Consider the following 22388-nt stretch of genomic DNA (forward strand, 5'->3'; position numbering starts at 1 on the left):
GCTCAGGCGGCCGTCATGGCGGCGAGTGCCGGCCGCACGTGGCGCTCGATCACCCCGGCGAGCGGGGCCAGCTCGGGATGGTGCGGCAGCGCCTCGTCCAGGTAGGCCAGGAAGCGCGGCGCGTCGGCGATGTACTTCGGCTTGCCGTCGCGGTGGTGCAGGCGGGCGAAGATCCCCAGCACCTTGAGGTGGCGCTGGATGCCGATCAGCCGCGCGTCGCGCAGGAAGCGCTCCGGCGCCGCCGGAACCGGCACGCCGGCGTCGATCGCGCGGGCGTGGTAGCGCAGCAGCCAGCCCTCCACGCGTTCCGGCGGCCAGCTGAGGAACGCGTCCTTGAACAGGCTGGTCGGGTCGTAGGCCACCGGGCCGAGCACCGCGTCCTGGAAGTCGAGCACCGCCAGGCCGCCTTCGACCGGCATCAGGTTGCGCGGCATGTAGTCGCGGTGCACCAGGACGCGCGGCTGGGCCAGGGCGGCATCGATCAGCACGCGGTAGGCCAGGTCGAGCGCTTCGAGGTCGCCGCAGCCGGGCTGCACGCCCAGGTGGCGGCCGAGGAACCACGCGTCGAACAGGCGCAGCTCGCGCGCCAGCAGGGCTTCGTCGTAGCGCGGCAGGTCATCCGGGGCCTGGATCGCCTGGATGCGCAACAGCTGGTCGATCGCGGCGTCGACGTACGCGTCGGCACTGGCGGGGTCGATGGCCTGCAGCAGGGTGTCGACGCCAAGGTCTTCGAGCAGCAGGAACCCGCGCTCGACATCGCGCGCCAGCACCCGCGGAACGCGCACGCCGCCGCCTTCGAGCAGCGCGTGCATGCGCAGCCACGGGCGTACGTCCTCCAGCTCCGGCGGGGAATCCATCACCACCCGGGTGGCGGCGCCCGCGTCGCGTGCGCGCCAGTAGCTGCGGAACCCGGCGTCGGTGGACGCGCGTTCGAGGGTCAGGGTGTCGCTGCCGGCGGCGGCGCGTGCCCAGTCGCCGCGCTCGGTCGCGCGACTGTCGTGGATGGCGGTGGTCATGCGGTCTCCGGGCCGGCGAGGCGGCGTCGGTGCACAGGGTAAACTCCGCGCTTGCCCCACGACAGCGCAGGCCCACCGCACCATGACCCAGCTGCAACCCGTGCTCCTGTCCGGAGGCTCCGGCACGCGGCTGTGGCCGTTGTCGCGCGAGGCCTATCCGAAGCAGTTCCTGGCCTTGGCGGGCGAGCGGACGATGCTGCAGGACACCTGGCTGCGGGTGGCGCCCCTGTCGACCCTGGCGCCGATCGTGGTCGCGAACGAGGAGCACCGCTTCCTGGCCGGCGAGCAGCTGCGCCAGGTCGGCGTCGACGGCGCCGCCATCGTGCTCGAACCGGTGGGCCGCAACACCGCGCCGGCGATTGCCGCGGCCGCGCTGCAGGCGATGGCCGGGGGCGCTGATCCGCTGCTGCTGGTGCTGCCCTCGGACCACGTGGTGCGTGACGCGGCCGCCTTCCAGGCCGCCGTGCGCGAAGCGATGCCGGCGGCGGAATCCGGCGCGCTGGTGACCTTCGGCATCGTGCCCGAAGCCCCGGAAACAGGGTTTGGATACATCCAGGCTGGTGCGGACCAGGCGCGAGCGAACGAACCCGGCGCGGCAGGGCCTGGCGGGGCGGTTGGCGTGCGCCCGGTGCTGCGCTTCGTCGAGAAGCCCGATGCCGCCACCGCCCAGGCGTACCTGGACGCCGGCGGCTACTACTGGAACAGCGGCATGTTCCTGTTCCGCGCATCGCGCTACCTCGAAGAGCTGGGCCAGTTCCGTCCCGACATGCTCGAGGCCGTGCGCCGCGCCTTCGACGGTGCCGGCCGCGACGGCGACTTCGTGCGCCTGGAGCGCGACGCCTTCGCCGCGTCGCCCTCGGACTCGATCGACTACGCGGTGATGGAGCGGACCTCGCGCGCCATGGTGCTTCCGGTCGACATCGGCTGGAACGACGTCGGCTCGTGGTCGGCGCTGTGGGCGGTCAGCCCGCAGGATGCCGACGGCAACGCCCACAACGGCGAGGTCATCGCCGTCGACAGCCACGGCAGCTACGTCTGGTCGCGGCGCATGGTCGCCCTGGTCGGCGTCGATGACCTGGTGGTGGTGGAGACCGACGATGCGGTGCTGGTCGCGCGCAAGGACCGGGTGCAACAGGTCAAGGAGGTGGTCGCGCAGCTCAAGGCCGGCGACCGCAGCCACGCCGTGCTGCACCGCGAAGTGCACCGGCCCTGGGGCAGCTACGACTCGATCGACCAGGACGAGGGCTTCCAGGTCAAGCGGATCAAGGTCAAGCCCGGCGGCCGGCTGTCGCTGCAGTCGCACACGTGCCGCGCCGAGCACTGGATCGTGGTCCGCGGCACCGCGCGCGTGACCCGCGACAACGACGTCTTCGAGCTGCACGCCAACCAGTCGACCTACATCCCGCTGGGTGCGAAGCACCGGCTGGAGAACCCCGGCACCGAAGTGCTGGAGCTGATCGAGGTGCAGTCGGGCGACTACCTGGGCGAAGACGACATCGTCCGCTACGAAGACGTCTACGGGCGCTCGTGAACGCAGGCGCGATCGGCCGGCAGCTGGACCGCCTCGAGGCGGAGAGCCTGCACATCCTGCGCGAGGTCGCGGGCCAGTGCCGCCGGCCGGTGATGCTGTATTCGATCGGCAAGGACAGCTCGGTGCTGCTGCACCTGCTGCTGAAGGCGTTCGCGCCGGCCAGGCCGCCGATCCCGCTGCTGCACGTCGACACCACGTGGAAGTTCCGCGAGATGATCGCCTTCCGCGACCGCCGCGCGGCCGAGACCGGCGTCGAGCTGCGCGTGCACATCAATCCCGACGGCGTGCGCGACGGCATCGGGCCGCAGAGCCACGGCGCCAGCCGCCACACCGAGGTGATGAAGACCCTGGCGCTGAAGCAGGCCCTGGCCGAAGGCGGCTACGACGCCGCGATCGGCGGCGCACGCCGCGACGAGGAGAAGTCGCGCGCCAAGGAGCGCGTGTTTTCCTTCCGCGACGGCAACCAGCGCTGGGATCCGCGCCGGCAGCGTCCGGAGCTCTGGAACCTGTACAACGCGCGCGTGAATCCCGGCGAAAGCACGCGCGTCTTCCCGCTGTCGAACTGGACCGAGCTGGACGTGTGGCGCTACATCCGCCGCGAACGCATCCCGGTGGTGCCGCTGTATTTCGCCGCCGAACGGCCGGTGGTCGAGCGTGACGGCACCCTGGTGATGGTCGACGACGATCGCTTCCAGCTGCGCGCCGGCGAGCAGCCGGTGCTGCGGCGCGTGCGATTCCGCACGCTGGGCTGTTATCCGCTCACCGGTGCCATCGACTCCGCGGCGAGCGACCTCGACGCGATCATCGCGGAGATGGAGGCGGGCACGCAGTCCGAGCGGGCAGGGCGCCTGATCGACCACGCCGAGGGCGACTCGATGGAGAAGAAGAAGCGCGAGGGCTATTTCTGATGGCGCGCGACTTCCTGCGCATCGTCGCCTGCGGCAGCGTCGACGACGGCAAGAGCACCCTGATCGGGCGCCTGCTGGCCGAAGCCGGGCGCGTGCCGGACGACGAGCGCGCGGCGCTGGCCAGGGCCAGCGTGAGCCACGGCACCCGCGGCGGGGAGATCGACTACGCCCTGCTGCTCGACGGCCTCGAGGCCGAGCGCGAGCAGGGCATCACCATCGACGTCGCCTGGCGCCACCTGGACACGCCGCGGCGCCGCTTCCTGATCGCCGACTGCCCGGGACACGTGCAGTACACGCGCAACATGGCCACGGGTGCCTCCGTCGCCGACCTCGCGATCGTGCTGGTCGACGCGACCCGCGGGCTGCTGCCGCAGACCTTCCGCCACACCGCCATCGCCTCGATGTTCGGCGTGCGCCACGTGCTGCTGGCGGTCAACAAGATGGACCGCGTCGGCCACGACCAGGCGGTGTTCGATGCCATCGCCGCGGCCTACCGCGCGCATGCGGCGAAGCTCGGCATCGCCGACGTGGAAGCGATTCCGCTGGCCGCCGCCACCGGCGCCAACGTCACCGTGGCCGCCGGGGACGCGATGCCCTGGTACACCGGCCCGACGGTGCTCGGCCACCTCGAATCCGTTGTGGTGGCACCGCGCGGCGCCGGGCTGCCGGCGCGCCTGCCGGTGCAGCTGGTGCTTCGCGACGGCGAAGGCGGCCGCTGGCTGGCCGGTACGCTCGCCTCCGGCACGCTGCGGACCGGCGACGCCCTGCGGATCGAACCCGATGGCGTTGCGGCGACCGTGGCGGCGCTGCGCCGCTCGGGCGATGCGGCGGCGGAGGTGCACGCCGGCGACGCCGTCTCGGTGCGGCTGGCCGAGGACGTCGACGCCGCGCGCGGTGACGTGCTGGCCGCCGCCGGCGCGCCGCTGGCGGCCACCGACCAGTTCGTCGCCGACCTGCTGTGGTTCGACGATGCCGCCCTGCTGCCGGGCCGCCGCTACCAGCTGCAGTCGGGGCCCTGCGTGGTCGGCGCGCGGGTGGGCGAGATCAAGCACCTGCTCGATCCGGAGACGCTGCAGCCGCTGGCGGCCAAGCGCCTGCAGGCCAACGACATCGGCGAAGTGGCGCTCTCGCTCGACTCCCCGCTTCCCTACGCGCCCTTCGCCGACGAACCGGCCCTGGGCAGCTTCGTGCTGGTGGACCTGCTGACGCGCGCCACAGTTGCCGCGGGCATGATCCGGCACGGGCTGCGCCGCGCCGACAACATCCACTGGCAGGCGCTGGATGTCACGCCGGGGGTGCGCGCGGGGCTCAAGGGCCAGCGCCCGCGCTGCGTCTGGTTCACCGGCCTGTCCGGCGCCGGCAAGTCGACCATCGCCAACCTGGTGGAGCGCGGCCTGGTCGCGCGCGGCTGCCACACCTACCTGCTCGACGGCGACAACGTGCGCCACGGCCTCAATCGCGACCTCGGCTTCACCGACGAGGACCGGGTCGAGAACCTGCGGCGCATCGCCCATGTCGCGCGGCTGATGACCGACGCCGGGCTGATCGTGCTGGTGAGCTTCATCGCGCCGTTCCGCGCCGAGCGTGCGTCGGCGCGCGCGCTGTTCGACGCCGGCGATTTCATCGAGGTGTTCGTGGACACCCCGCTGGCAGAGGCCGAGCGCCGCGACGTGAAGGGGCTTTACGCCAAGGCCCGCCGCGGCGAGCTGCCGAACTTCACTGGCATCGACTCGCCCTACGAGCCGCCCGAGTCGGCGGAGCTCGTGCTCGACACGCTGGCCGAGAGTCCGGATGCACTGGCCGCGCGCGTGATCGCCCGGCTGCTGGACTGAAAGAGACGTTCTTCCCCACGTTCGGCAAGGACGCGACAAACGTTCTCTTCCAAAAGTCAGGGCCTTGCGCGTCGCTTGGTTCCGGAACCCTGCACGGCGGGACCCTTGGCGGTGCTGCGGCGCGATGCCTGCTGCCGCTCATGTCCCCCGGCTCCGGACTGCGGCCGGCGCCTCCTCCTTGACTTCCCGTCAGCAGGCATCGCACCGCAGTCCGGATCGGTTCGGCCGCTGGACGCTGGCCGCAGGGCGAAAGGCGAAGGGCGAAAGGCGAAGGGCGAAGGGCGAAAGGCGAAAGGCGCAAGGCGAAAGGCGCAAGGCCCAGGGAGAACGACGCAGTGCGCAGTGCGCAATGCGCACCGCAGATGATTGTCACGACACGCGGCTTTTGCTCTTCGAAGGAGCGCCCGCAGCCCCGCATCGCTTTGGCGTGTGGCCTGCTGACGGGAAGTCAAGGAGGAGATGCCGGCCCTATGGGCCGGCATCGGGGGACATGAGCGGCAGCAGGCCATGCGTCAAAGCGCCGCGAAGCTGCAGCGCGGCGCCTCCCGCACTTGGGAAACGAACCAGGAAAAAGCCGGGCAATGCCCGGCTTCTTTCGTCCCGTCCGTCGCAGCCGCTCAGCGCCGGCGGCGGCGTCCGTTCACGGCCTCGGCGACGAACAGGATCACGACCGCGCCGATCAGCGAGGCGATGAACCCGACCTTCTCGCCCTGGTCGTACCAGCCCAGCATGCGGCCGATCCAGCCGGCGAACAGCGCGCCGACGATGCCGAGCACGACGGTCAGGATGATGCCGATGTCCTGCTTGCCGGGCTTGATCAGGCGCGCCAGCACGCCGACCACGAAGCCCACGAGGATGATCCAGAGCCAGCCGCTGCCGCCAAATACACCGTCCATTGCCGCCCCCTCGAGTGATGAGCCCGGAGCTTAACAGGCGACAGGCGCGGCTGGCGGCCGTCGCCTGCCGGCTCCGCGCGGGCTCAGCAGCAGCCGTGGTCGCCGTGTCGCGTGCCGCTGTCGGCGGCCACCGTCGAGCCGGTGGTCTCGCCACGGCCGCTGGCGGCCTGGTGGGCGGCGATCACCTGCGCGACGCAGGCGGTGACCCGCTTGCCCATCTCGATGTGCAGGAATTCGTTGGGGCCGTGGGCATTGGAATGCGGGCCCAGCACGCCGGTGATCATGAACTGCGCGCCCGGGAACTTCTCGCCGAGCATGCCCATGAAGGGGATCGAGCCGCCTTCGCCCATGTACATCGCCGGCCGGCCGTAGAACGCCTGGCTGGCGGCGTCGATCGCGCTCTCCAGCCACGGCGCCATTGCCGGCGCGTTCCAGCCGGAAGAGGCCTTTTCCAGTTCGAGCGTCACATGGGCGCCATTCGGCGGGTCGCGCAGCAGCGCTTCCTGCAGCATCTCGCCGGCACGCTTGCCGTCGAGCGTGGGCGGCAGCCGCAGCGACAGCTTCACCGCGGTGTGCGGCCGCAGCACGTTGCCGGCTGACTCCAGCACGGGCATGCCGCCAATGCCGGTCACCGACAGCGCCGGGCGCCAGGTGCGGTTGAGCACCAGCCCGGTCAGCTCGTCGCTCATGGGCGTCATGCCGGGCAGGAACGGGAACTTGTCAAAGACGGCGGTGTCGAGCACCTCGGCACACTTTTCCGCCTGCTGCAGGCGCTCGGCCGGGATCTCGACGTGCAGTCCCTCGAGCAGGATGCGCCCGGTCTGCTCGTCCTCGATGCGCGACAGCAGCTGGCGCAGCAGGCGGAAGCTCGACGGCACCACGCCCGAGGCGTCGCCCGAATGCACGCCTTCCTCCAGCACCTTGACGGTGAAGTTGCCGCCGGCGAGGCCGCGCAGCGACGTGGTGCACCAGAGCTGGTCGTAGTTGCCGCAGCCGGAGTCCAGGCACACCACCAGTGAAGGCTGGCCGATGCGGTCGGCGAGGTGGTCGACGTAGGCAGGCAGGTCGTAGCTGCCGGATTCCTCGCAGGCCTCGATCAGCACCACGCAGCGTGCGTGCGGCAGCTTCTGCTGCTGCAGCGCCATGATCGCGGTGAGCGAGCCATAGATCGCATAGCCGTCGTCGGCGCCGCCGCGGCCATAGAGCTTGCCGTCGCGCAGTACCGGCTTCCAGGGGCCGAGGTCGTCGTCCCAGCCGGTCATCTCGGGCTGCTTGTCGAGGTGGCCGTAAAGCAGCACGCAGTCGTCGGCATTGCCGCCGTTGGCCGCCGGGATGTCGATGAAGATCAGCGGCGTGCGGCCTTCCAGGCGCACCACCTCGAGCTGCATGCCGGCGATGTCCTGGGCGCGCGCCCAGTCTTCCATCAGCCTGACCGCGTCCTCCATGTAGCCGTGCTCCACCCAGTCGGCGTCGAACATCGGCGACTTGTTGGGGATGCGGATGTACTCCACCAGCTGCGGCACGATCTCGTCATCCCACTTGGCGGAGACGAAGCGCTCGGCGCGGGCGGGGTCGATCAGGCTGGTGTCCATGGGGGCGTCCTGTGTTCTGCGGTGAAAGCCCGATTCTACGCCCCCCGCCTCGGGCTTTCCGGACAGCCGCGGGCGCAGGACGCCGGCATGAAGGTGGGAGGTGCGGCGATGCCATCGGGCGCGGCTGGCGGTCGAGACTGGCCACGCCGGAGCCAGGAGGGCCCGGCGTCACAGAATCCCCAACGCAAGGAGAGCGCCATGAAGCCCCTGAAATCCGTGCTGGTTCCCGTGCTGCTGTCGCTGCTCGCGGCCGGCAGCGCCATCGCCAGCGAGAAGGTCAACATCAACACCGCCGACGCGGCCACCATCGACCGCGTGCTGGTCAACATCGGCGCGTCCAAGGCCGAGGCCATCGTCGCCCACCGCAAGGCCAACGGCGCCTTCAAGAGCGCCGACGAGCTGGCCAACGTCAAGGGCGTCGGCCTGAAGACCGTGGAGCGCAACCGCGACCGCATCGTGGTCGCCGGCGGTGCGGCGGCCAAGCCCGCTGCCGGCGGTGCGAAGCCGGCGCCCAAGCCGGCCGCCAAGCGCGTGGCGGCGGCGGGCAAGCCCTGAGCGACGGCTCCCGGATCCGGCGCAGGGACGCGCCGGACGCGGTGGACCGTCGGACCCGGGGCGATCCCGCCCGCCGATGGTCGACCCCACGCAGCTTCGGGACGCATGGACGCGTCCCGGGCGCCGCGCGCGTGACTACACTCCGCGCATGAGCGGCGATGCATCCCTGCTGCGACACCTTCCGGCCTGCGGCTACCGGCGCCTCCGCTGGCGCAACGGCCTGGGCTGGACGCGCGAGATCCACGCGGTGGCTGCGCCGAATGGCGTCGACGCCTACGCCGACGCCGACGCGGACGCCAACGCCTGGGACTGGCGGCTGTCGATCGCGGAGATCGAGGCCGATACGCCGTACTCCACGTTTCCCGGCGTCGAACGCGAGCAGGTGCTGCTCTCGGGCGATGGCCTTGCGCTGGACTTCGGCGGCGACGATCAGCGGCCGCTGCTGCCACCGCATGGACGGCAGCGCTTCAGCGGGGATGCGTCCGTGCATGCGCGCCTCGAAGGCGCGCGGGCCGAAGTGTTCAACCTGATGTGGAACACCAGGCGGGTGCTGCCGCGTCTCTGGCACCGTCCGCTGGTCGGTTCGATGCTGCTGTTCGTGGAGCCGGGCAGCAGCTGGGCCGTGCACGTGGTGGCCGGACAGCTGACGATCGACGGCGGTCGGTCACTGCCGCTGCTCGAGCGTGGCGACAGCGCGCTGATCGTGGCGGGCGCGGGCCGCGGCCGGCATATGCTCGAGGGCAGTGGCGAACTGCTGCTGGTGCGCGTCGATCCGGCGGCCGGCGCCGCTCAGTAGACGTCGCGGCGGTAGCGGCCCGAGGCGAGCAGATCGTCGACGCGCACGCTGCCGAGGATCGCGCGCAGCTCGGCGTCCACGCCGGGGGCCATGCCCTGCAGGCTGCCGCAGACGAGGAGCGCGGCGCCATCGTCGACCCACTGGCGCAGCCGCGCGGCCTGGAGTCGCAGCGCCCCCTGCACATGGCCGGCATGGATGGCCGCGCGATCGGCGGCCAGCGCCGACGGGGGCAGTGCGGCGCCATCGGTGCCGCGCGAGAACGCCAGGTCGAGGCGTGCAAGGGTGCCGTCCGCAAGCCAGCCGAGGATGTCCTCGCGCAGGTGGAAGTCGCGGTCGGCGTGGCGCTCGCCGAACAGCAGCCAGCTGCGGGCGCCGTCGTCGGCCGCGCGTTCGGCCAGGTGCGCGCGCAGGCCCGCGATGCCGGTGCCGTTGCCGAGCAGTACGAGCGGCCGCTGCGCGGGCGGACCGTGGAAGCCCGGGTTCGCGCGCACGCGCAGGTCGACCGTGCCGCCCAGCGGCGCGTGGTCGCAGAGCCAGCCGCTGCCCACGCCCGGCGTGCCGTCGGGGCGCAGCATGCGCCGCAGCAGCAGGCGCAGCGTGCCTTCGCCGGGGATCGAGGCGATCGAGTATTCGCGCGATGGCAGCGGCTGGAGCCTGTCGGCCAGGGCCTGTGCCTGGATTCCGGTAAGCCCATCGACCGGAGGCAGCTGCGAGCGCGAGACCAGGTCGGCGAGCGGGTGCGCGACGCCGTCGCGCTGCACCCGGGTTGCGCCGTCGAGCCTGGCTGCCGCCAGCAGTGCGTCCACCGCCGCGGGGTCCTGGCGCGGTCCGATCTCGGCGATGTCACCGGCGCGCCAGCGTGGGCTGTCGCCGGCCGGAGGCGTGAGCCGCAGTTCGAACACCGGGGCTCCGGCGCTGCCCGGGTTGAGTTCGCGCCGCGCGGCCAGGGTCCAGGCCTCGTAGGCCACCGGCGCCCAGTCGGGCAGGCCGGACGCACCGGCGGCGGTGCCGACGTGGTGCTGCCAGTGGCGCAGCGCCGCTGGATCGGCGTTGTCGACCTCGACCAGGTCGAACAGCGGGGTCGCACCGGCATCCTGCAGCCAGCGGTCGAGTGCGTGGCCGAAGGCGCAGTAGTTGCGGTAGCCGCGGTCGCCCAGCGCGAGCACGGCGTAGCGCAAGGTGGGCAGGCGGAGGTCTTCGCGCATGGTGGCGCGGATGAATCCAGCGGCAGGGTCGGGCGCGTCGCCTTCGCCCGTGGTGCTGGCGACGAACAGCGCCTGCCGCGCGCTGGAGAGCGTGGCGGCATCCAGCGATGAGATCTCGCGCAGGCGCACGCGCAGCCCCGCGGCCTGCAGGGATCCGGCCGTGCGCTGCGCGAGTTCGAGCGCCTGGCCGGTCTGGCTCGCGTGGACGACCAGCCAGTCGGCGGGTTCCGGAACGCCGGCATCGGCGGCGCTCCGCGCGGCCTGCGTGCGCGCAGCGCGCCGGGCGCGGCGCAGCGTGAGGCCACTCGCGACCAGCCATGCGGCTGACAGCAGCGCCGCCAGTCCGGTCCGCGTGCCGTCCGGCGCCGCGGGCCACCAGGCGTCGCCGTGGAGCGGCACCAGGGCCAGGGCCGCCGCGCACAGGGCGATCAGCGTGCCGGCCTGCGCCGCGCGCGACGCGATCGGGGAGGCGACCGTGCTCACGGCGAAGTCACCGTGCTCACGGCGCCAGGCGCTGCAGGAAGGCGTCGCTGGCATGGGCACGTTCGCCGCCGGCGCCGCGCGTGACCCAGCGCGCGGCGATGCCCCGCGCCTGCGCGAGCGCCAGGCCGTCGATCGGGCCGAGGACCGTCAGCGCGGTCGCCCAGGCATCGGCCTGCAGCGCGCTGTCGGCGACCACGGTCACCGCGCCCGGCGCGTGGTCCACGGGCGCGCCGCTGCGCGGATCGATCGTGTGCGAATACCGTCGCCCGCCGTGTTCGAAGCAGTGCCAGTGGTCGCCGGAGGTGGCGATCGCGGCGTCGTCCAGGACGACGATGCAGGGACCCGCGGCGTCCTCCACGGTGCCGATGCCGGTGCCGGTGCCGGTGCCGGCATCGGCGGCAGCGGCCTGGGCGCCGTCCTCATCCGTGGCACCGGCGTCGCCGTCCGCGTCCTCCGGCCAGGCCTCGGCGAGTACCCGCCACGCGGACCCGTCCGGCTTGCGACCGTAGCCGCGAAGCTCGCCGCCGACCTCGACCAGCGCCGCGCTCACGCCGCGCGCGCGCAGCCACTGCACCACCGCATCGACGCCGTGGCCCTTGGCGATGCCCGACAGGTCCAGGCCAACGCCGCCAGGCTGGAGTGCCCGCTGGGCCGCCTGGTCGAGTTCGACGCGCGTCCAGCCGACGCGTGCGCGGGCATCCGCGCGTGCGTCCGGGTCTGGCGGCTGCCCGCCCTGTCCGCCTGGGCCGAAGCCCCAGGCCGCGACCAGCGGCCCGATCGTGGGATCCACCGCGCCGCCGGTGTCGGCGGCGATGGCCAGCGCCTCGCGCAGCACGTCGAAGAACGGCTGCGGCAGCGCCTGCCAGGTCCCGGCCGGCGCACGGTTGTAACGGCTGATGTCGGAGCCGTGCTCCCAGGTGCTCATCTGCGCCACGACGCGGTCCAGGCAGGCATGGATGCCGTCATGCAGCGCGTGCACGTCGGTGCCCGCCGCGGCCACCACCGAGGCCTGCCAGAGCGTGCCCATGGTCGCGCCCCCCAGCACGTGCACCGCGCCGGCGGGGGCCGCGCATGCGGCGCCGTCGCCGGCCATTACTGCGGCAGCACTTCCAGCGTGGCGACGTAGCGCAGGCGCCGTGCCGTGGCCTGCGGCAGGGTGGCCTTGTCGTCCTCGACGCCGGTCTCGAGCCAGTAGATGCCGGCCTCGGGCCAGGTCACGCGCAATACGCCTTCGGCATCGGTGGTCGCGGCGATGTCGTCCTGCGCGTTGCGGTAGCGCGTGCCGCCACGCACGATCTCGAACGCCAGGCCGGCGGCGGGCTTTCCGTCCACCAGCACGCGGAAGCTGGCTTCCTCGCCGGCGAAGAGGTCGTTGGGATGGGTCACCGGTTCCAGCTCGATGCCTTCGCCGGTGGCCGCGAGCGCGGTGCTGTTGGGCGCGCCGTTGGTGACGAAGGTCTCGACGCGGCTGGCGGTCTGGGTGACCTCCAGGTTCGCGGCGTCGGCCGGCACCTTGGTGGCCAGGTCCTCGGCGGTGGCGTTGCGCAGGAAGCCGCCGCGCGTTGCCGGCGGCGCGCCCGGGCCGGTGGCCGGAGTGCCCGCGGCCTCGGCCCTGGCCTTCGCGGCGAGGCTTTCAGGCGTGTCCCAGCGCGCCGACATGCCGGCGCTGGCGTTGGCGATGCGGTAGGTGCCCGGCTGCGCCAGCTGCACGTCGAAGGTGCTGCGGTACTTGCCGGTCGCCCCGTTGGCCAGCTCGACCTGGCTGCCGTCGGGCGCGGTGACGCGGATGCCGTCCAGCCGCATCGGCACGTGGTCGGGGAAGAACAGCTGGTTGGACACCGCCGCGTCGAAGGTCACCCAGACGTCGCTGCCGTTGACCACCGCCTGCGACGGGATGATCCACTGCTTGTGCGCGGAGGCGGCCATGGGCAGCGCGGCGGCGAGCGCAAGCGCGAGGGCGAGGGTCTTCTTCATCGATGGGTCTCCAGGAGTGTTGGATCAGGGCCGGAACGCGAGGCTGACCGCGCCGAGTTCGCTCCGGCCCTGCGCCTTGCCGGACTGGGCGGCCTTGGCCGGCCAGTCGAATGGAATCTTGAGCAGTTCGCGTCCGCCCACCTCGCGCACCGCTTCGACCACCACGGCGTAACGGCCGGGCGCCAGGCCGGACAGGCGCGGATCGCGCGCGTCGAACTTCAGCGCATGGCGGCCTGCCGGGCGGGTGGGACCGCTCACGCCGTCGACCGGAAGCGTCTGCGTGCGCCCGGACTTGCGCCACCACTGGCGCAGGTCGGGCAGCCACTTGGTGCCGTGGCCTTCGGCGGTGTCCTTCTGCATGTACCAGACGGCCAGGTCGGCGGCGGCCTTGCCGTCGGCGCCTTCGACATACACCGCGACGTAGGGCCGGTGGTACTCGGCCACCGTCAGGCGCGGGATCTCGACCTCGACGGTCAGCTCGGCGGCGTAGACGGGCGTGGCCAGCAGGCCGCCGAGGACGATGGTCAGGGGAATGCGCATGGGTGTCGGCTCGCGGTCGGAAGTCAGTGGATGAAGAGCAGCGCCAGCACCACCGGCACCACCAGGCCCAGGCCCACCCAGGGCCAGGTCGTGGGGCGCTGGCGCGCGTGCATCTGCAGCAGGAACAGGCCGGTCAGCGTGAAGACGATGCAGGCGATGGCGAAGACGTCGATGAACCAGCCCCATGCAGGACCGCTGTTGCGGCCCTTGTGGAGGTCGTTGAGGTAGGACACCCAGCCGCGGTCGGTGCGCTCGTATTCGACCGTGCCGCCGGCCTTGTCGATCGCCAGCCAGGCGTCGCGGCCCGGACCCGGCATCGACAGGTAGATCTCGTCTTCCGACCATTCGGCCGCGCGCCCGCCCAGCGGTGCATCGAGCGCGTCGCGCAGCCAGGCCGCCAGGGCCGGCGGCAGCGGCGCGGTGCCGTCCACGTGCGCGTCCAGCTGCGGCCGCAGGCGGTCGGGCAGCTCCAGCTGCCGGGTGTCGACCCTCGGGTCGCCCTCGATCTTCGCGGCGTGGTTGAGGGTGATGCCGGTGACCGCGAACAGCAGCATCCCGACCAGGCAGACCGCCGAGCTGATCCAGTGCCACTGGTGCAGGGTGCGCAGCCAGAAGCCGCGGCGCTGGCGGGCGTCAGCGCTGGCGCTGGAGGAAGGCGGTGCCGTCACGACTGGACCGGGAGGGGAAAGCGCGGAGTATAGCGGGCAGTGAGACGCATTCTCATCGCTGGAGGGCTCAGAACTGCACGTTCAGGCTGACCCAGAGGTTCCGCGCCTTGTCCTTGTTGTTGTAGTCGTCGAGATAGGTCGGCAGCCATTCGCCGGTGCCCGCGTCCTGCGTCCACAGGGTCTCGAACGACGTGAAGTCCTGGTCCAGCAGGTTGTTGATGCGCGCGTTGACCGCGACCCGGTCGCTGAAGCGGTACTGCGCGCCAAGGTGGAACACGGTGTAGTCCTCGTAGTCGCGGCGCACGCCGTCGAACACGTCGCGGTAGCGCGCGGAGCGGATTTCCGAGACCAGCTGCATGCTGAAGCGCTCGCTGGCCTGCCAGCCGAGGGTGGCGTTGGCCATGTGCTTCGCCGTGTCGGTCAGCGGCAGGCCCTGCTGCGGGCCGCTCAGCTGCTCGCTGTCGGTATACGTGTAGTTCGCGCGCAGCGACACGGCCTCGGTGATGCCCCAGCGCCCGGCCAGCTCGGCGCCCTGCACGCGCACCTCGTCGATGTTGATGTTCTGCGCGTAGGTGGTGTAGCCGAGCAGGCCGTAGTCGCCGAGGTTGGCGCAGGGGCGCACGCCGCCGGTCTGCGCGCAGCTCAGGCTGGTCTCGCCGCGGGCGATCTTGTCGTCGAAATCGTTGCGGAAGACGGTCACGTTGAAGTTGTGGCGGCTGTCGGGCGAGGTCCAGTACAGCGCGACCTCGCTGTTGACGCTGGTCTCGGGCTCCAGGTCCGGGTTGCCGACGAAGGGCGAGGTGCCCTGGCCGCCGAAGCCGGTGACGCCGTCGTAGAGATCGGTGGTCTTGGGCGTCTTGTAGCCGGTGCTGATGCCGCCCTTCAGGGTCCAGGCCGGGGACACGTCCCAGACCGCATAGGCGCGCGGGCTGAGGTGGCTGCCGAAGACGTTGTGGTCGTCGTGGCGCAGGCCCAGGGTGATGGTCAGCGCGTCGACCGGGTTCCAGTTGTCCTCGGCGAACAGCGACCACATCCGGTGCTCCTGGACCGTGCCGCCACCGTCGCCGCCGTCTTCCATGCCGAACACGCCGTCCTCGAGCTCGCCGTCGATGAGCTGGCCGCCAACCACGAGGTGGTGGCGCTCGCCGACGGCGAAGTCGAACTTGGCGTCGAGCGTGTACTGGCTGCTGTCCATCGTGCGGCCGGGCCGCGGCAGGAAGGTGTCGGCCACCAGCTGGCGGCGCTGCGCGCGGGTCAGCCCGGCGTAGGGCCCGGTGCCGCAGGTGGCCGCGTTGTTGCAGTACATGTCCTGGTGCAGCAGCCGCTCGGCGACGGTGAAGGGCAGGGTGCGGCCATGGTTGGCGGTGTCGATGTGGGCCAGCGACACGAAGCTGTTGCCCCAGTCCCACTGGCCCTGCCAAGTGAGGGCCCACTGGTCGCGGGTGAACTCCTGGTCGGAGGCGTAGCCCACGCGCGGCGCCGCGCGCCACAGGCCTTCGATGCCGTCGACCGTGCCCAGCGGATAGGTCTCGGTGCCGAGGTTGTTGATGTAGGGCGTGTTGTCGTATTCCTGCTTCGACGTGTCGTAGTCGAAGACCAGGCTCTGGTATTCGCTGGGCGTCCAGCTGAGGGTGAGGCCAGCCGAACGGTTGGTGTTGTCCACGGTCTTGCCGCCGCCGCCGAAGCCCAGCGAACGTTCCACCTGGGTGCCATCGGGCGCGCTGATCACCTCGTAGTCGGGCGTCGAGGCATCACGCTCGTACCAGGAGCCGCGCACGCCCAGGCCGAGCCGGTCGCGGACCAGTGGGCCACTCAGCGCGAAGTCGAAGGTGCTGTCGGTCCCGAAGTCGTCGTTCTCCTGGACATTGCGCGACACCGTGGCCGAACCGCGCCAGTGCTCGCCGACCTTGCGGGTGATGATGTTGACGACGCCGCCAAGCGCATCGGCGCCATACAGGGTCGAGGCCGGCCCGCGGATCACCTCGATGCGCTCGATCATGTCCAGCGGCGGGATGTGGTTGAACTGGTTGCCGCCGAAACTGTTGGGATAGATGTCGCCGTGGTTGTTCTGGCGCCGTCCGTCGACCAGGATCAGGGTGTAGTCGGGCCCCATGCCGCGCATGCTGATGGTCTTCTGCCCGGTCTTGTCCGAGGTCTCGCCCACGTCCACGCCTTCCAGGTCGCGCACCGCGTCGATCAGGGTGATGTAGGGACGGGTGACCAGCTCCTCGCGGGTCACCACGCTGATGCTCGCCGGTGCGTCGGTGAGCTTCTGCTCGAAGCCGGCGGCGGTGACCACGATGGTGTCGAAGTCCGTGGTGGCGACGGCACCCACCGGCAGGGTGTCCTGCGCCAGCGCCGCGGACAGCGGGAGCAGGGCTGCGATCGAGGCGGACAGGACGGTGGGCGCGAGCGCGCGGCGCCCGTGCAGGCGGGCAGCGTGGGTGGACATGGACGTTTCTGGCTCCGAGGCGGTATGGCGGATGCCTGACGTCACTGGCGGCTGCTGGACGGGTCGAGGCGTTGGCCGGCTTCCCGATAGGGTCCGGCGTGACCGGGAGCATGTTAATGAGAACCATTCACAGCTGCAAGCGATTGTCAGCCGGCCCGGCCTCCAGCGCGGACCTAGTCGCGGTCGTCGCGGGCCCAGACGCCGTCGTGTTCGCGCTTCACCGGGAACCTGGCCACCGGCTCGTAGGCCGGGGCGCACAGTGCGCGGCCATCGCGGACGTCGAATTTCGCCCCGTGCAGCACGCATTCGATCGTCCCGGTGACGGCATCGAAGCTGCCCGCCGACAGCTCGAAATCCTCGTGGCTGCAGGTGTCCTCGAGCGCATAGAGCTCGCCGTCGAGGTTGAGCACGAGGATCGGCGCCCCGGTGACCTCGTCGAAGGTCCCGCGCATCTCGCCGGGCAGCAGCTCCGCGCTCGCGCAGACGAAGGTCCAGGTGTCGCTCACAGGGCTTTCTCCAGGACTTCGAAGCGCAGGTCGTCGCGCTTCGGGATGCCGAAGCGGACGTCGCCATACGGGAAGGGGTGGTACACGCCGGTGCGCCGGTAGCCCAGGCGCCCGTACCAGGCGATCAGCTCGTCGCGCACGTCGATCACGGTCATCTGCATCGCCGGCAACCGCCAGTCGTCGCGGACGATGCGTTCGCACTCGCCCAGGGTCGCCCGGCCGAGACCGGCGCCCTGGCAGGTCGGTTCGACCGCGAACATGCCGAAGTAGCCGCGCCCGCCGAGATCGGCGACGTGGGCGCAGGCCAGCAGGACAGGCCCCTGGAGGCCCAGTACGACGCGGCTGCCGGGGCGGGCGATGTCCGCGGCCAGCACCCCGGCATCGATGCGTTCGCCGTCGAGCAGGTCGGCCTCGGTGGTCCAGCCGGCGCGGCTGGCGTCGCCGCGGTAGGCGCGGGTCACCAGCTGCACGATGGCGTCGATGTCGGATCCGGTGGCGGCGCGGAACTGCAGCGTGGTCATCCCGCAATTGTGCCGCCCGCCGATGGCGTCACGCCAGCAGGCGGCGCACCTTGCGCAGCGCCACGATGAACGCCTCGATCTCGTCGTGGGTGTTGTAGAAGGCCAGCGATGCGCGGCAGGTGGCGGTGACGCCCAGCCACTCCAGCAGCGGGTGCGCGCAGTGCTGGCCGGAGCGCACCGCCATGCCCTCGAGGTCGAGCAGCGTCGCGAGGTCGTGCGAATGCACGCCGTCGATGGCGAAGGACACCACCGCGGCCTTGCCCGGCGCGGTGCCGAAGACGCGCAGGCCGTCGACCCTGGCGAATTCCTCGTCGAGGTGCGCCAGCAGCGCCTGCTCGCGCGCTTCGACCTCCGCCATGCCGATGCCGGAAAGATAGTCGACCGACGCGCCCAGGCCGACGAAGCCGGCGATGTTGGGCGTGCCGGCCTCGAACTTGCGTGGCGGATCGTTGAACACGGTGCCGCCGTCCAGGCGTACTTCCTTGATCATCTCGCCGCCGCCGATGAAGGGCGGCATGGCGGCGAGGTGCTCGCGCCGTGCCCAGAGCGCGCCGGTGCCGGTGGGCGCGCACATCTTGTGGCCGGTGAACGCGTAGAAGTCGCAGCCGATGGCGGCGACGTCGACCGCGCGGTGCGGCAGCGCCTGCGAACCGTCGACCACGGTCACGATGCCGCGCCTGCGGGCCTCGCGGCTGATGTCGGCGACCGGATTGACCGTGCCCAGCACGTTGCTGACGTGGGCGACGGCGAGCAGCTTCACGTCGGCCGTCATCCTTGCGCGCAGCATGGCGAGGTCGAGGCTGCCGTCCGGCAGCAGGTCGACGACTTCGATCCGCGCGCCGGTACGCTGCGCCACCAGCTGCCAGGGCACGATGTTGGCGTGGTGCTCCATGCGCGTGAGCAGGATCGTGTCACCGGCCTCCAGCCGCGGCAGCGCCCACGCGTACGCGACCAGGTTGATCGCGAAGGTGGTGCCGCTGGTGAGGACGAGGTCGTCGGGGCGGACGTTGATGAAGCGGGCCAGCTTCACCCGCGCGCCCTCGTAGGCCTCGGTCGCTTCGGCGCCGAGCTGGTGCACGGCGCGGCTGACGTTGGCGTTGTGTCGGCTGTAGAAATCGTTCACCGCCGCGATCACCGCCGCCGGCTTCTGCCCGGTGTTGGCGGAATCGAAGTAGACCAGGGGTTTGCCGTGGACCTCGCGCTGCAGCAGCGGGAAGTCGGCCCTGACGGCCGCCCAGTCGACGCTGGAACCCGGCGTGACCTGCCCGCCAGGCACGCTCATCCCAGCGCCTGCGCGGCGATGGCCCGGTCCAGCCAGCCTTCCAGCATGTCGCGCACCGCGGGCGCTTCCACCACCGACAGCAGCGGCTCGCGGACGAAGGCGGCGGTCAGCAACGCGCGGGCTTCGGGTTCCGGCAGTCCGCGCGTGCGCAGGTAGAACATCGCGTCGGCATCGAGTTCGCCCACGGTGGCGCCGTGCGCCGCGGTGACTTCGTCGGCGTGGATCACCAGCACCGGCTGGGTGTCGATCTCCGCGGTATCCGACAGCAGCAGGTTCTTGTTCGACAGGCGTGCATCGGTGCCGTCCGCGCCTTCGCGGATCTCGATGCCGCCGTGGAACACCGCGCGACCGCGGCCCGCGGCCATGCCCCGCCAGCCCAGTTCGCAGCGCGTGTCGCGGGCGATGTGTTCGATGCCCAGCCGCGTGTCCAGGTGGCGGCGGCCGGAGGCCAGCAGGACGCCGTTGGCGACCAGCTCGGCGCGGTCGCCTTCCAGGCGCACGTTGAGCTCGTGGCGCGACAGTGCGCCGCCCAGCTCGAGGTCGAGGCGGCGGTAGCTGGACTCGCGCGCCAGCACGGCGTCGGTGCGGGTGAACAGCGTGGCGCGTGCCGATTCGTCCTGCACGCGCGCGTGGCGCAGCGTGGCGCCGGCGGCGACGTGCACGTGGGCGATGGCATTGCCGAGGTGGGCGTGTTCCCCGGCGGCGACGTGATGCTCGATCACCGTGGCGGAGGCGTTGCGACGCAGCTCCAGCAGGTGGCGGGAATGCCAGGCAAGATCGCCCTCGGCCGGCAGGCCGATGAAGACCAGGTGCACCGGCGGCGCCACCGCCACGCCTTCGGCGACGCGCAGCACGGCACCGTCGTCGGCCAGCGCGGCGTTGAGGCGGGCGAAGACCTCGTCGGCGCGGTCATAGCTGCGGGCAAGCACGTTGCTTTCGCGCGGGTCGGGGTCTGCGATCGCCTCGGCCATCGTCAGCAGGCGCGCGCCCTCCGGAAGCCCGGACGGGTCGGAGAGCGCGGCGTCGTAGCGGCCGTTGGCGAACACCAGCCGCGGCGCGGGGATGTCGGCGAGCAGCGCGGCATTCACCGGTGCGTGCGGCAGTGACGCAGGGGAGAAGCCGCGTCGCTCCAGCGCGCGCAGCGAGGTGTACTTCCAGGCTTCGCTGCGCGCGTGCGGCAGGCCGTCGCGCAGCGCGGCATCGAGCGCGGCGCGGCGCGTGCCTTGCCCGCTGAAGCCGGTGGAGAGCGAGTCGAGCAGTGCGGTCATGACGCCAGCGCCTCCGGCACCTTGCGTCCGCGCAGCCATTCGTAGCCCTGGGCCTCGAGCTGCAGGGCCAGCTCCGGGCCGCCGGACTCGACGATGCGGCCGTCGGCCAGCACGTGCACATGATCGGGCCTGATGTACTCGAGCAGGCGCTGGTAGTGCGTGATCACCAGGAAGGCGCGGTCGGGCGAGCGCAGCGCGTTGACGCCGTCGGCGACCTGGCGCAGGGCGTCGATGTCGAGTCCGGAGTCGGTCTCGTCCAGGATCGCCAGCTTCGGCTGCAGCACCGCCATCTGGAAGATCTCGTTGCGCTTCTTCTCGCCGCCGCTGAAGCCTTCGTTGACGCCGCGGTGCAGCAGGCGGTCATCGAGGTGCAGCACGCCGAGCTTCTCGCGCACCACTTTCAGGAATTGCATCGAATCCAGTTCCTCTTCGCCGCGCGCCTTGCGCTGCGCGTTGAGCGCGCTGCGCAGGAAGTAGGTGTTGTTCACGCCCGGGATCTCGACCGGGTACTGGAAGGCCAGGAACACGCCGGCTGCGGCGCGCTCCTCGGGCTCCAGCGCCAGCAGGTCGGCGCCCTCGAATTCGACGCCGCCGGCGGTGACCTCGTAGCCGTCGCGTCCGGCGATGATGTTGCCCAGCGTCGACTTGCCGGCGCCGTTCGGACCCATGATGGCGTGGACTTCGCCCGGCTTCACCTCGAGCTCGAGGCCCTTGAGGATTTCGCGGCCGTCGCCGACGGTGGCGTGGAGGTTGCTGATCTTGAGCATTTCAAATCCCTTCTGGATCCCGCGGGACCCTGATGTGGTGTGTTTGTGTAGGAGCGGCCACGGCCGCGATCGCCTTCCCGGTCGCGAGGCGATGGCCTCAGCCCACCGACCCTTCCAGGCTCACCTCGAGCAGCTTCTTCGCCTCCACCGCGAACTCCATCGGCAGCTCGCGGAAGACCTGCTTGCAGAAGCCGTCGACGATCAGGCTGACCGCATCCTCTTCGCCCAGCCCGCGGCTGCGGCAATAGAACATCTGGTCGTCGCTGATCTTCGACGTCGTGGCTTCGTGCTCGACGGTGGCGCTCGGGTTCTTCACCTCGATGTAGGGGAAGGTGTGCGCGCCGCAGGTCTTGCCGATCAGCAGGCTGTCGCACTGGGTGTAGTTGCGCGCACCCTCGGCGCCGGAACCGACCTTCACCAGGCCGCGGTAGGTGTTCTGGCCGTGGCCTGCGCTGATGCCCTTGCTGATGATCTTCGACTTGGTGCGCTTGCCGAGGTGGATCATCTTGGTGCCGGTATCGGCCTGCTGGCGGTGGTGGGTGAGGGCCACGGAATGGAACTCGCCAGACGAGTCGTCGCCCAGCAGCACGCAGCTCGGATACTTCCAGGTGATCGCCGAACCGGTCTCGACCTGGGTCCAGATCACCTTGCTGCGCGCACCACGGCACTCGGCGCGCTTGGTGACGAAGTTGTAGATGCCGCCGACGCCGTTCTCGTCACCGGGATACCAGTTCTGCACCGTCGAATACTTGATCTCGGCGTCATCGAGCGTGACCAGCTCCACCACTGCCGCGTGCAGCTGGTTCTCGTCGCGCATCGGCGCGGTGCAGCCCTCGAGGTAGGACACGTGCGAGCGCTCCTCCGCGATGATCAGCGTGCGCTCGAACTGGCCGGTGTGGCCGGCGTTGATGCGGAAATAGGTGCTGAGCTCCATCGGGCAGCGCACGCCCTTGGGGATGAACACGAACGAGCCGTCCGAGAACACCGCCGAGTTCAGCGCCGCGAAGTAGTTGTCACCTACCGGCACCACGGTGCCGAGGTACTTGCGCACCAGGTCCGGGTACTCCCGGATCGCTTCGGACATCGAGCAGAAGATCACGCCCTTCTCCGCAAGTTCCTTGCGGAAGGTGGTGCCGACCGAAACCGAGTCGAAGACCGCGTCCACGGCCACGCCGGCGAGCTTCGCGCGCTCGTGCAGCGGCACGCCGAGCTTGTCGTAGGTGTCGAGCAGTTCCTGCGGCACCTCGTCGAGCGACGCGTACTTCGGTCCCTTGGGCGCGGAGTAGTAGCTGATCGCCTGGAAGTCGATCGGCGCGATCGACAGCTTCGCCCAGTGCGGCACCGGCATGGTCAGCCAGTGGCGGTAGGCCGCCAGGCGCCATTCGGTCATCCACTCGGGCTCTTCCTTGATCGCGGACAGGGCGCGGACGGTGTCTTCGTCCAGGCCGGGAGGGAGCGAGTCCGACTCGATGTCGGTGACGAACCCGGCCTCGTACTTGCGGCCAAGCTGCTCGTGGATCGCCTCGTTCTGGAGCGGACGGTCGATGACGGGGTCTTCGGTGGGTGCTTCGATCTGGGTGGCCATTGCGGGCTGCC

At 71.1% G+C, this 22388-nt stretch carries 20 protein-coding genes; 5 read left to right on the forward strand and 15 right to left on the reverse strand.

Features of this window, described 5'->3' with window-relative positions; translation table 11 throughout:
- Positions 1 to 2: 2 nt before the first annotated feature.
- Entirely contained in the window at positions 3 to 1016 is a 1014-nt protein-coding gene (locus JGR68_RS03130) for a phosphotransferase (protein ID WP_199360469.1), read from the reverse strand.
- 82 nt (positions 1017 to 1098) lie between these two features.
- Here JGR68_RS03130 and JGR68_RS03135 point away from each other — a divergent pair, with 82 nt between their 5' ends.
- The 3 genes from JGR68_RS03135 to cysC are packed head-to-tail and all read left to right on the forward strand — an operon-like array spanning position 1099 to position 5287.
- Complete coding sequence (locus tag JGR68_RS03135; RefSeq protein WP_199360470.1) at positions 1099 to 2547, forward strand: mannose-1-phosphate guanylyltransferase/mannose-6-phosphate isomerase; 1449 nt, start codon at positions 1099 to 1101, stop codon at positions 2545 to 2547.
- Positions 2544 to 3455, forward strand: coding sequence for a sulfate adenylyltransferase subunit CysD (cysD, locus tag JGR68_RS03140; RefSeq protein WP_199360472.1), 912 nt, complete (start codon positions 2544 to 2546; stop codon positions 3453 to 3455). Before JGR68_RS03135 ends, cysD begins: the two co-directional genes overlap by 4 nt.
- Positions 3455 to 5287 (forward strand): adenylyl-sulfate kinase, encoded by a 1833-nt coding sequence (gene cysC, locus JGR68_RS03145; RefSeq protein ID WP_199360474.1) that lies wholly within the window; start codon positions 3455 to 3457, stop codon positions 5285 to 5287. Before cysD ends, cysC begins: the two co-directional genes overlap by 1 nt.
- A gap of 617 nt (positions 5288 to 5904) precedes the next feature.
- Here cysC and JGR68_RS03150 read toward each other — a convergent pair.
- Entirely contained in the window at positions 5905 to 6183 is a 279-nt protein-coding gene (locus tag JGR68_RS03150; protein ID WP_199360476.1) for a GlsB/YeaQ/YmgE family stress response membrane protein, read from the reverse strand.
- Between the two features lie 83 nt (positions 6184 to 6266).
- On the reverse strand, positions 6267 to 7760 hold the full coding sequence (locus JGR68_RS03155; RefSeq protein WP_199360887.1) for a M20 family metallopeptidase: 1494 nt from the start codon (positions 7758 to 7760) through the stop codon (positions 6267 to 6269).
- 213 nt (positions 7761 to 7973) lie between these two features.
- Between JGR68_RS03155 and JGR68_RS03160 the strand changes: the two genes are divergently transcribed.
- Positions 7974 to 8330: a helix-hairpin-helix domain-containing protein gene (locus JGR68_RS03160; protein WP_199360478.1), complete on the forward strand. Its 357-nt coding sequence runs from the start codon at positions 7974 to 7976 to the stop codon at positions 8328 to 8330.
- 148 nt (positions 8331 to 8478) lie between these two features.
- Complete coding sequence (locus JGR68_RS03165) at positions 8479 to 9126, forward strand: HutD family protein (RefSeq protein ID WP_199360480.1); 648 nt, start codon at positions 8479 to 8481, stop codon at positions 9124 to 9126.
- Here JGR68_RS03165 and JGR68_RS03170 read toward each other — a convergent pair.
- The 12 genes from JGR68_RS03170 to sufB all read right to left on the reverse strand — a co-directional run bounded on the left by JGR68_RS03170 (position 9120) and on the right by sufB (position 22377).
- Positions 9120 to 10814 carry a sulfite reductase subunit alpha gene (locus JGR68_RS03170; protein ID WP_234446573.1) on the reverse strand — a complete coding sequence of 565 codons (1695 nt, stop codon included), beginning with the start codon at positions 10812 to 10814 and terminating at the stop codon, positions 9120 to 9122. The two genes, JGR68_RS03165 and JGR68_RS03170, sit on opposite strands and share 7 nt — an antisense overlap.
- A gap of 16 nt (positions 10815 to 10830) precedes the next feature.
- Positions 10831 to 11907 (reverse strand): FAD:protein FMN transferase, encoded by a 1077-nt coding sequence (locus JGR68_RS03175; protein WP_199360485.1) that lies wholly within the window; start codon positions 11905 to 11907, stop codon positions 10831 to 10833.
- A complete protein-coding gene (locus JGR68_RS03180) occupies positions 11907 to 12788 on the reverse strand; it encodes a DUF4198 domain-containing protein (protein WP_199360487.1) in 882 nt (293 codons plus the stop codon). Before JGR68_RS03180 ends, JGR68_RS03175 begins: the two co-directional genes overlap by 1 nt.
- Positions 12789 to 12812: 24 nt before the next feature.
- Positions 12813 to 13328 (reverse strand): DUF2271 domain-containing protein, encoded by a 516-nt coding sequence (locus JGR68_RS03185; RefSeq protein WP_199360490.1) that lies wholly within the window; start codon positions 13326 to 13328, stop codon positions 12813 to 12815.
- Between the two features lie 23 nt (positions 13329 to 13351).
- Positions 13352 to 13996: a PepSY-associated TM helix domain-containing protein gene (locus JGR68_RS03190; RefSeq protein ID WP_199360492.1), complete on the reverse strand. Its 645-nt coding sequence runs from the start codon at positions 13994 to 13996 to the stop codon at positions 13352 to 13354.
- A 67-nt stretch (positions 13997 to 14063) separates the two neighbouring features.
- Complete coding sequence (locus JGR68_RS03195; RefSeq protein ID WP_199360494.1) at positions 14064 to 16448, reverse strand: TonB-dependent receptor; 2385 nt, start codon at positions 16446 to 16448, stop codon at positions 14064 to 14066.
- A 173-nt stretch (positions 16449 to 16621) separates the two neighbouring features.
- Positions 16622 to 16954, reverse strand: a complete 333-nt coding sequence (locus JGR68_RS03200; RefSeq protein WP_199360496.1) for a non-heme iron oxygenase ferredoxin subunit — start codon at positions 16952 to 16954, stop codon at positions 16622 to 16624.
- The gene (locus tag JGR68_RS03205; RefSeq protein ID WP_199360499.1) at positions 16951 to 17475 is read right to left on the reverse strand and encodes a GNAT family N-acetyltransferase; all 525 of its coding nucleotides are present in this window, start codon (positions 17473 to 17475) and stop codon (positions 16951 to 16953) included. Before JGR68_RS03205 ends, JGR68_RS03200 begins: the two co-directional genes overlap by 4 nt.
- 28 nt (positions 17476 to 17503) lie before the next feature.
- Complete coding sequence (locus JGR68_RS03210) at positions 17504 to 18757, reverse strand: cysteine desulfurase (RefSeq protein WP_199360501.1); 1254 nt, start codon at positions 18755 to 18757, stop codon at positions 17504 to 17506.
- Positions 18754 to 20025 carry a Fe-S cluster assembly protein SufD gene (gene sufD / locus JGR68_RS03215; protein WP_199360503.1) on the reverse strand — a complete coding sequence of 424 codons (1272 nt, stop codon included), beginning with the start codon at positions 20023 to 20025 and terminating at the stop codon, positions 18754 to 18756. Before sufD ends, JGR68_RS03210 begins: the two co-directional genes overlap by 4 nt.
- The gene (gene sufC / locus JGR68_RS03220) at positions 20022 to 20792 is read right to left on the reverse strand and encodes a Fe-S cluster assembly ATPase SufC (RefSeq protein WP_199360505.1); all 771 of its coding nucleotides are present in this window, start codon (positions 20790 to 20792) and stop codon (positions 20022 to 20024) included. Before sufC ends, sufD begins: the two co-directional genes overlap by 4 nt.
- 97 nt (positions 20793 to 20889) lie before the next feature.
- Positions 20890 to 22377, reverse strand: coding sequence for a Fe-S cluster assembly protein SufB (gene sufB / locus JGR68_RS03225; protein WP_199360507.1), 1488 nt, complete (start codon positions 22375 to 22377; stop codon positions 20890 to 20892).
- Positions 22378 to 22388: the final 11 nt, after the last annotated feature.

Source organism: Luteimonas sp. MC1750 (genome assembly GCF_016615955.1).
In the GTDB taxonomy this organism is placed as follows: Bacteria; Pseudomonadota; Gammaproteobacteria; order Xanthomonadales; family Xanthomonadaceae; genus Luteimonas.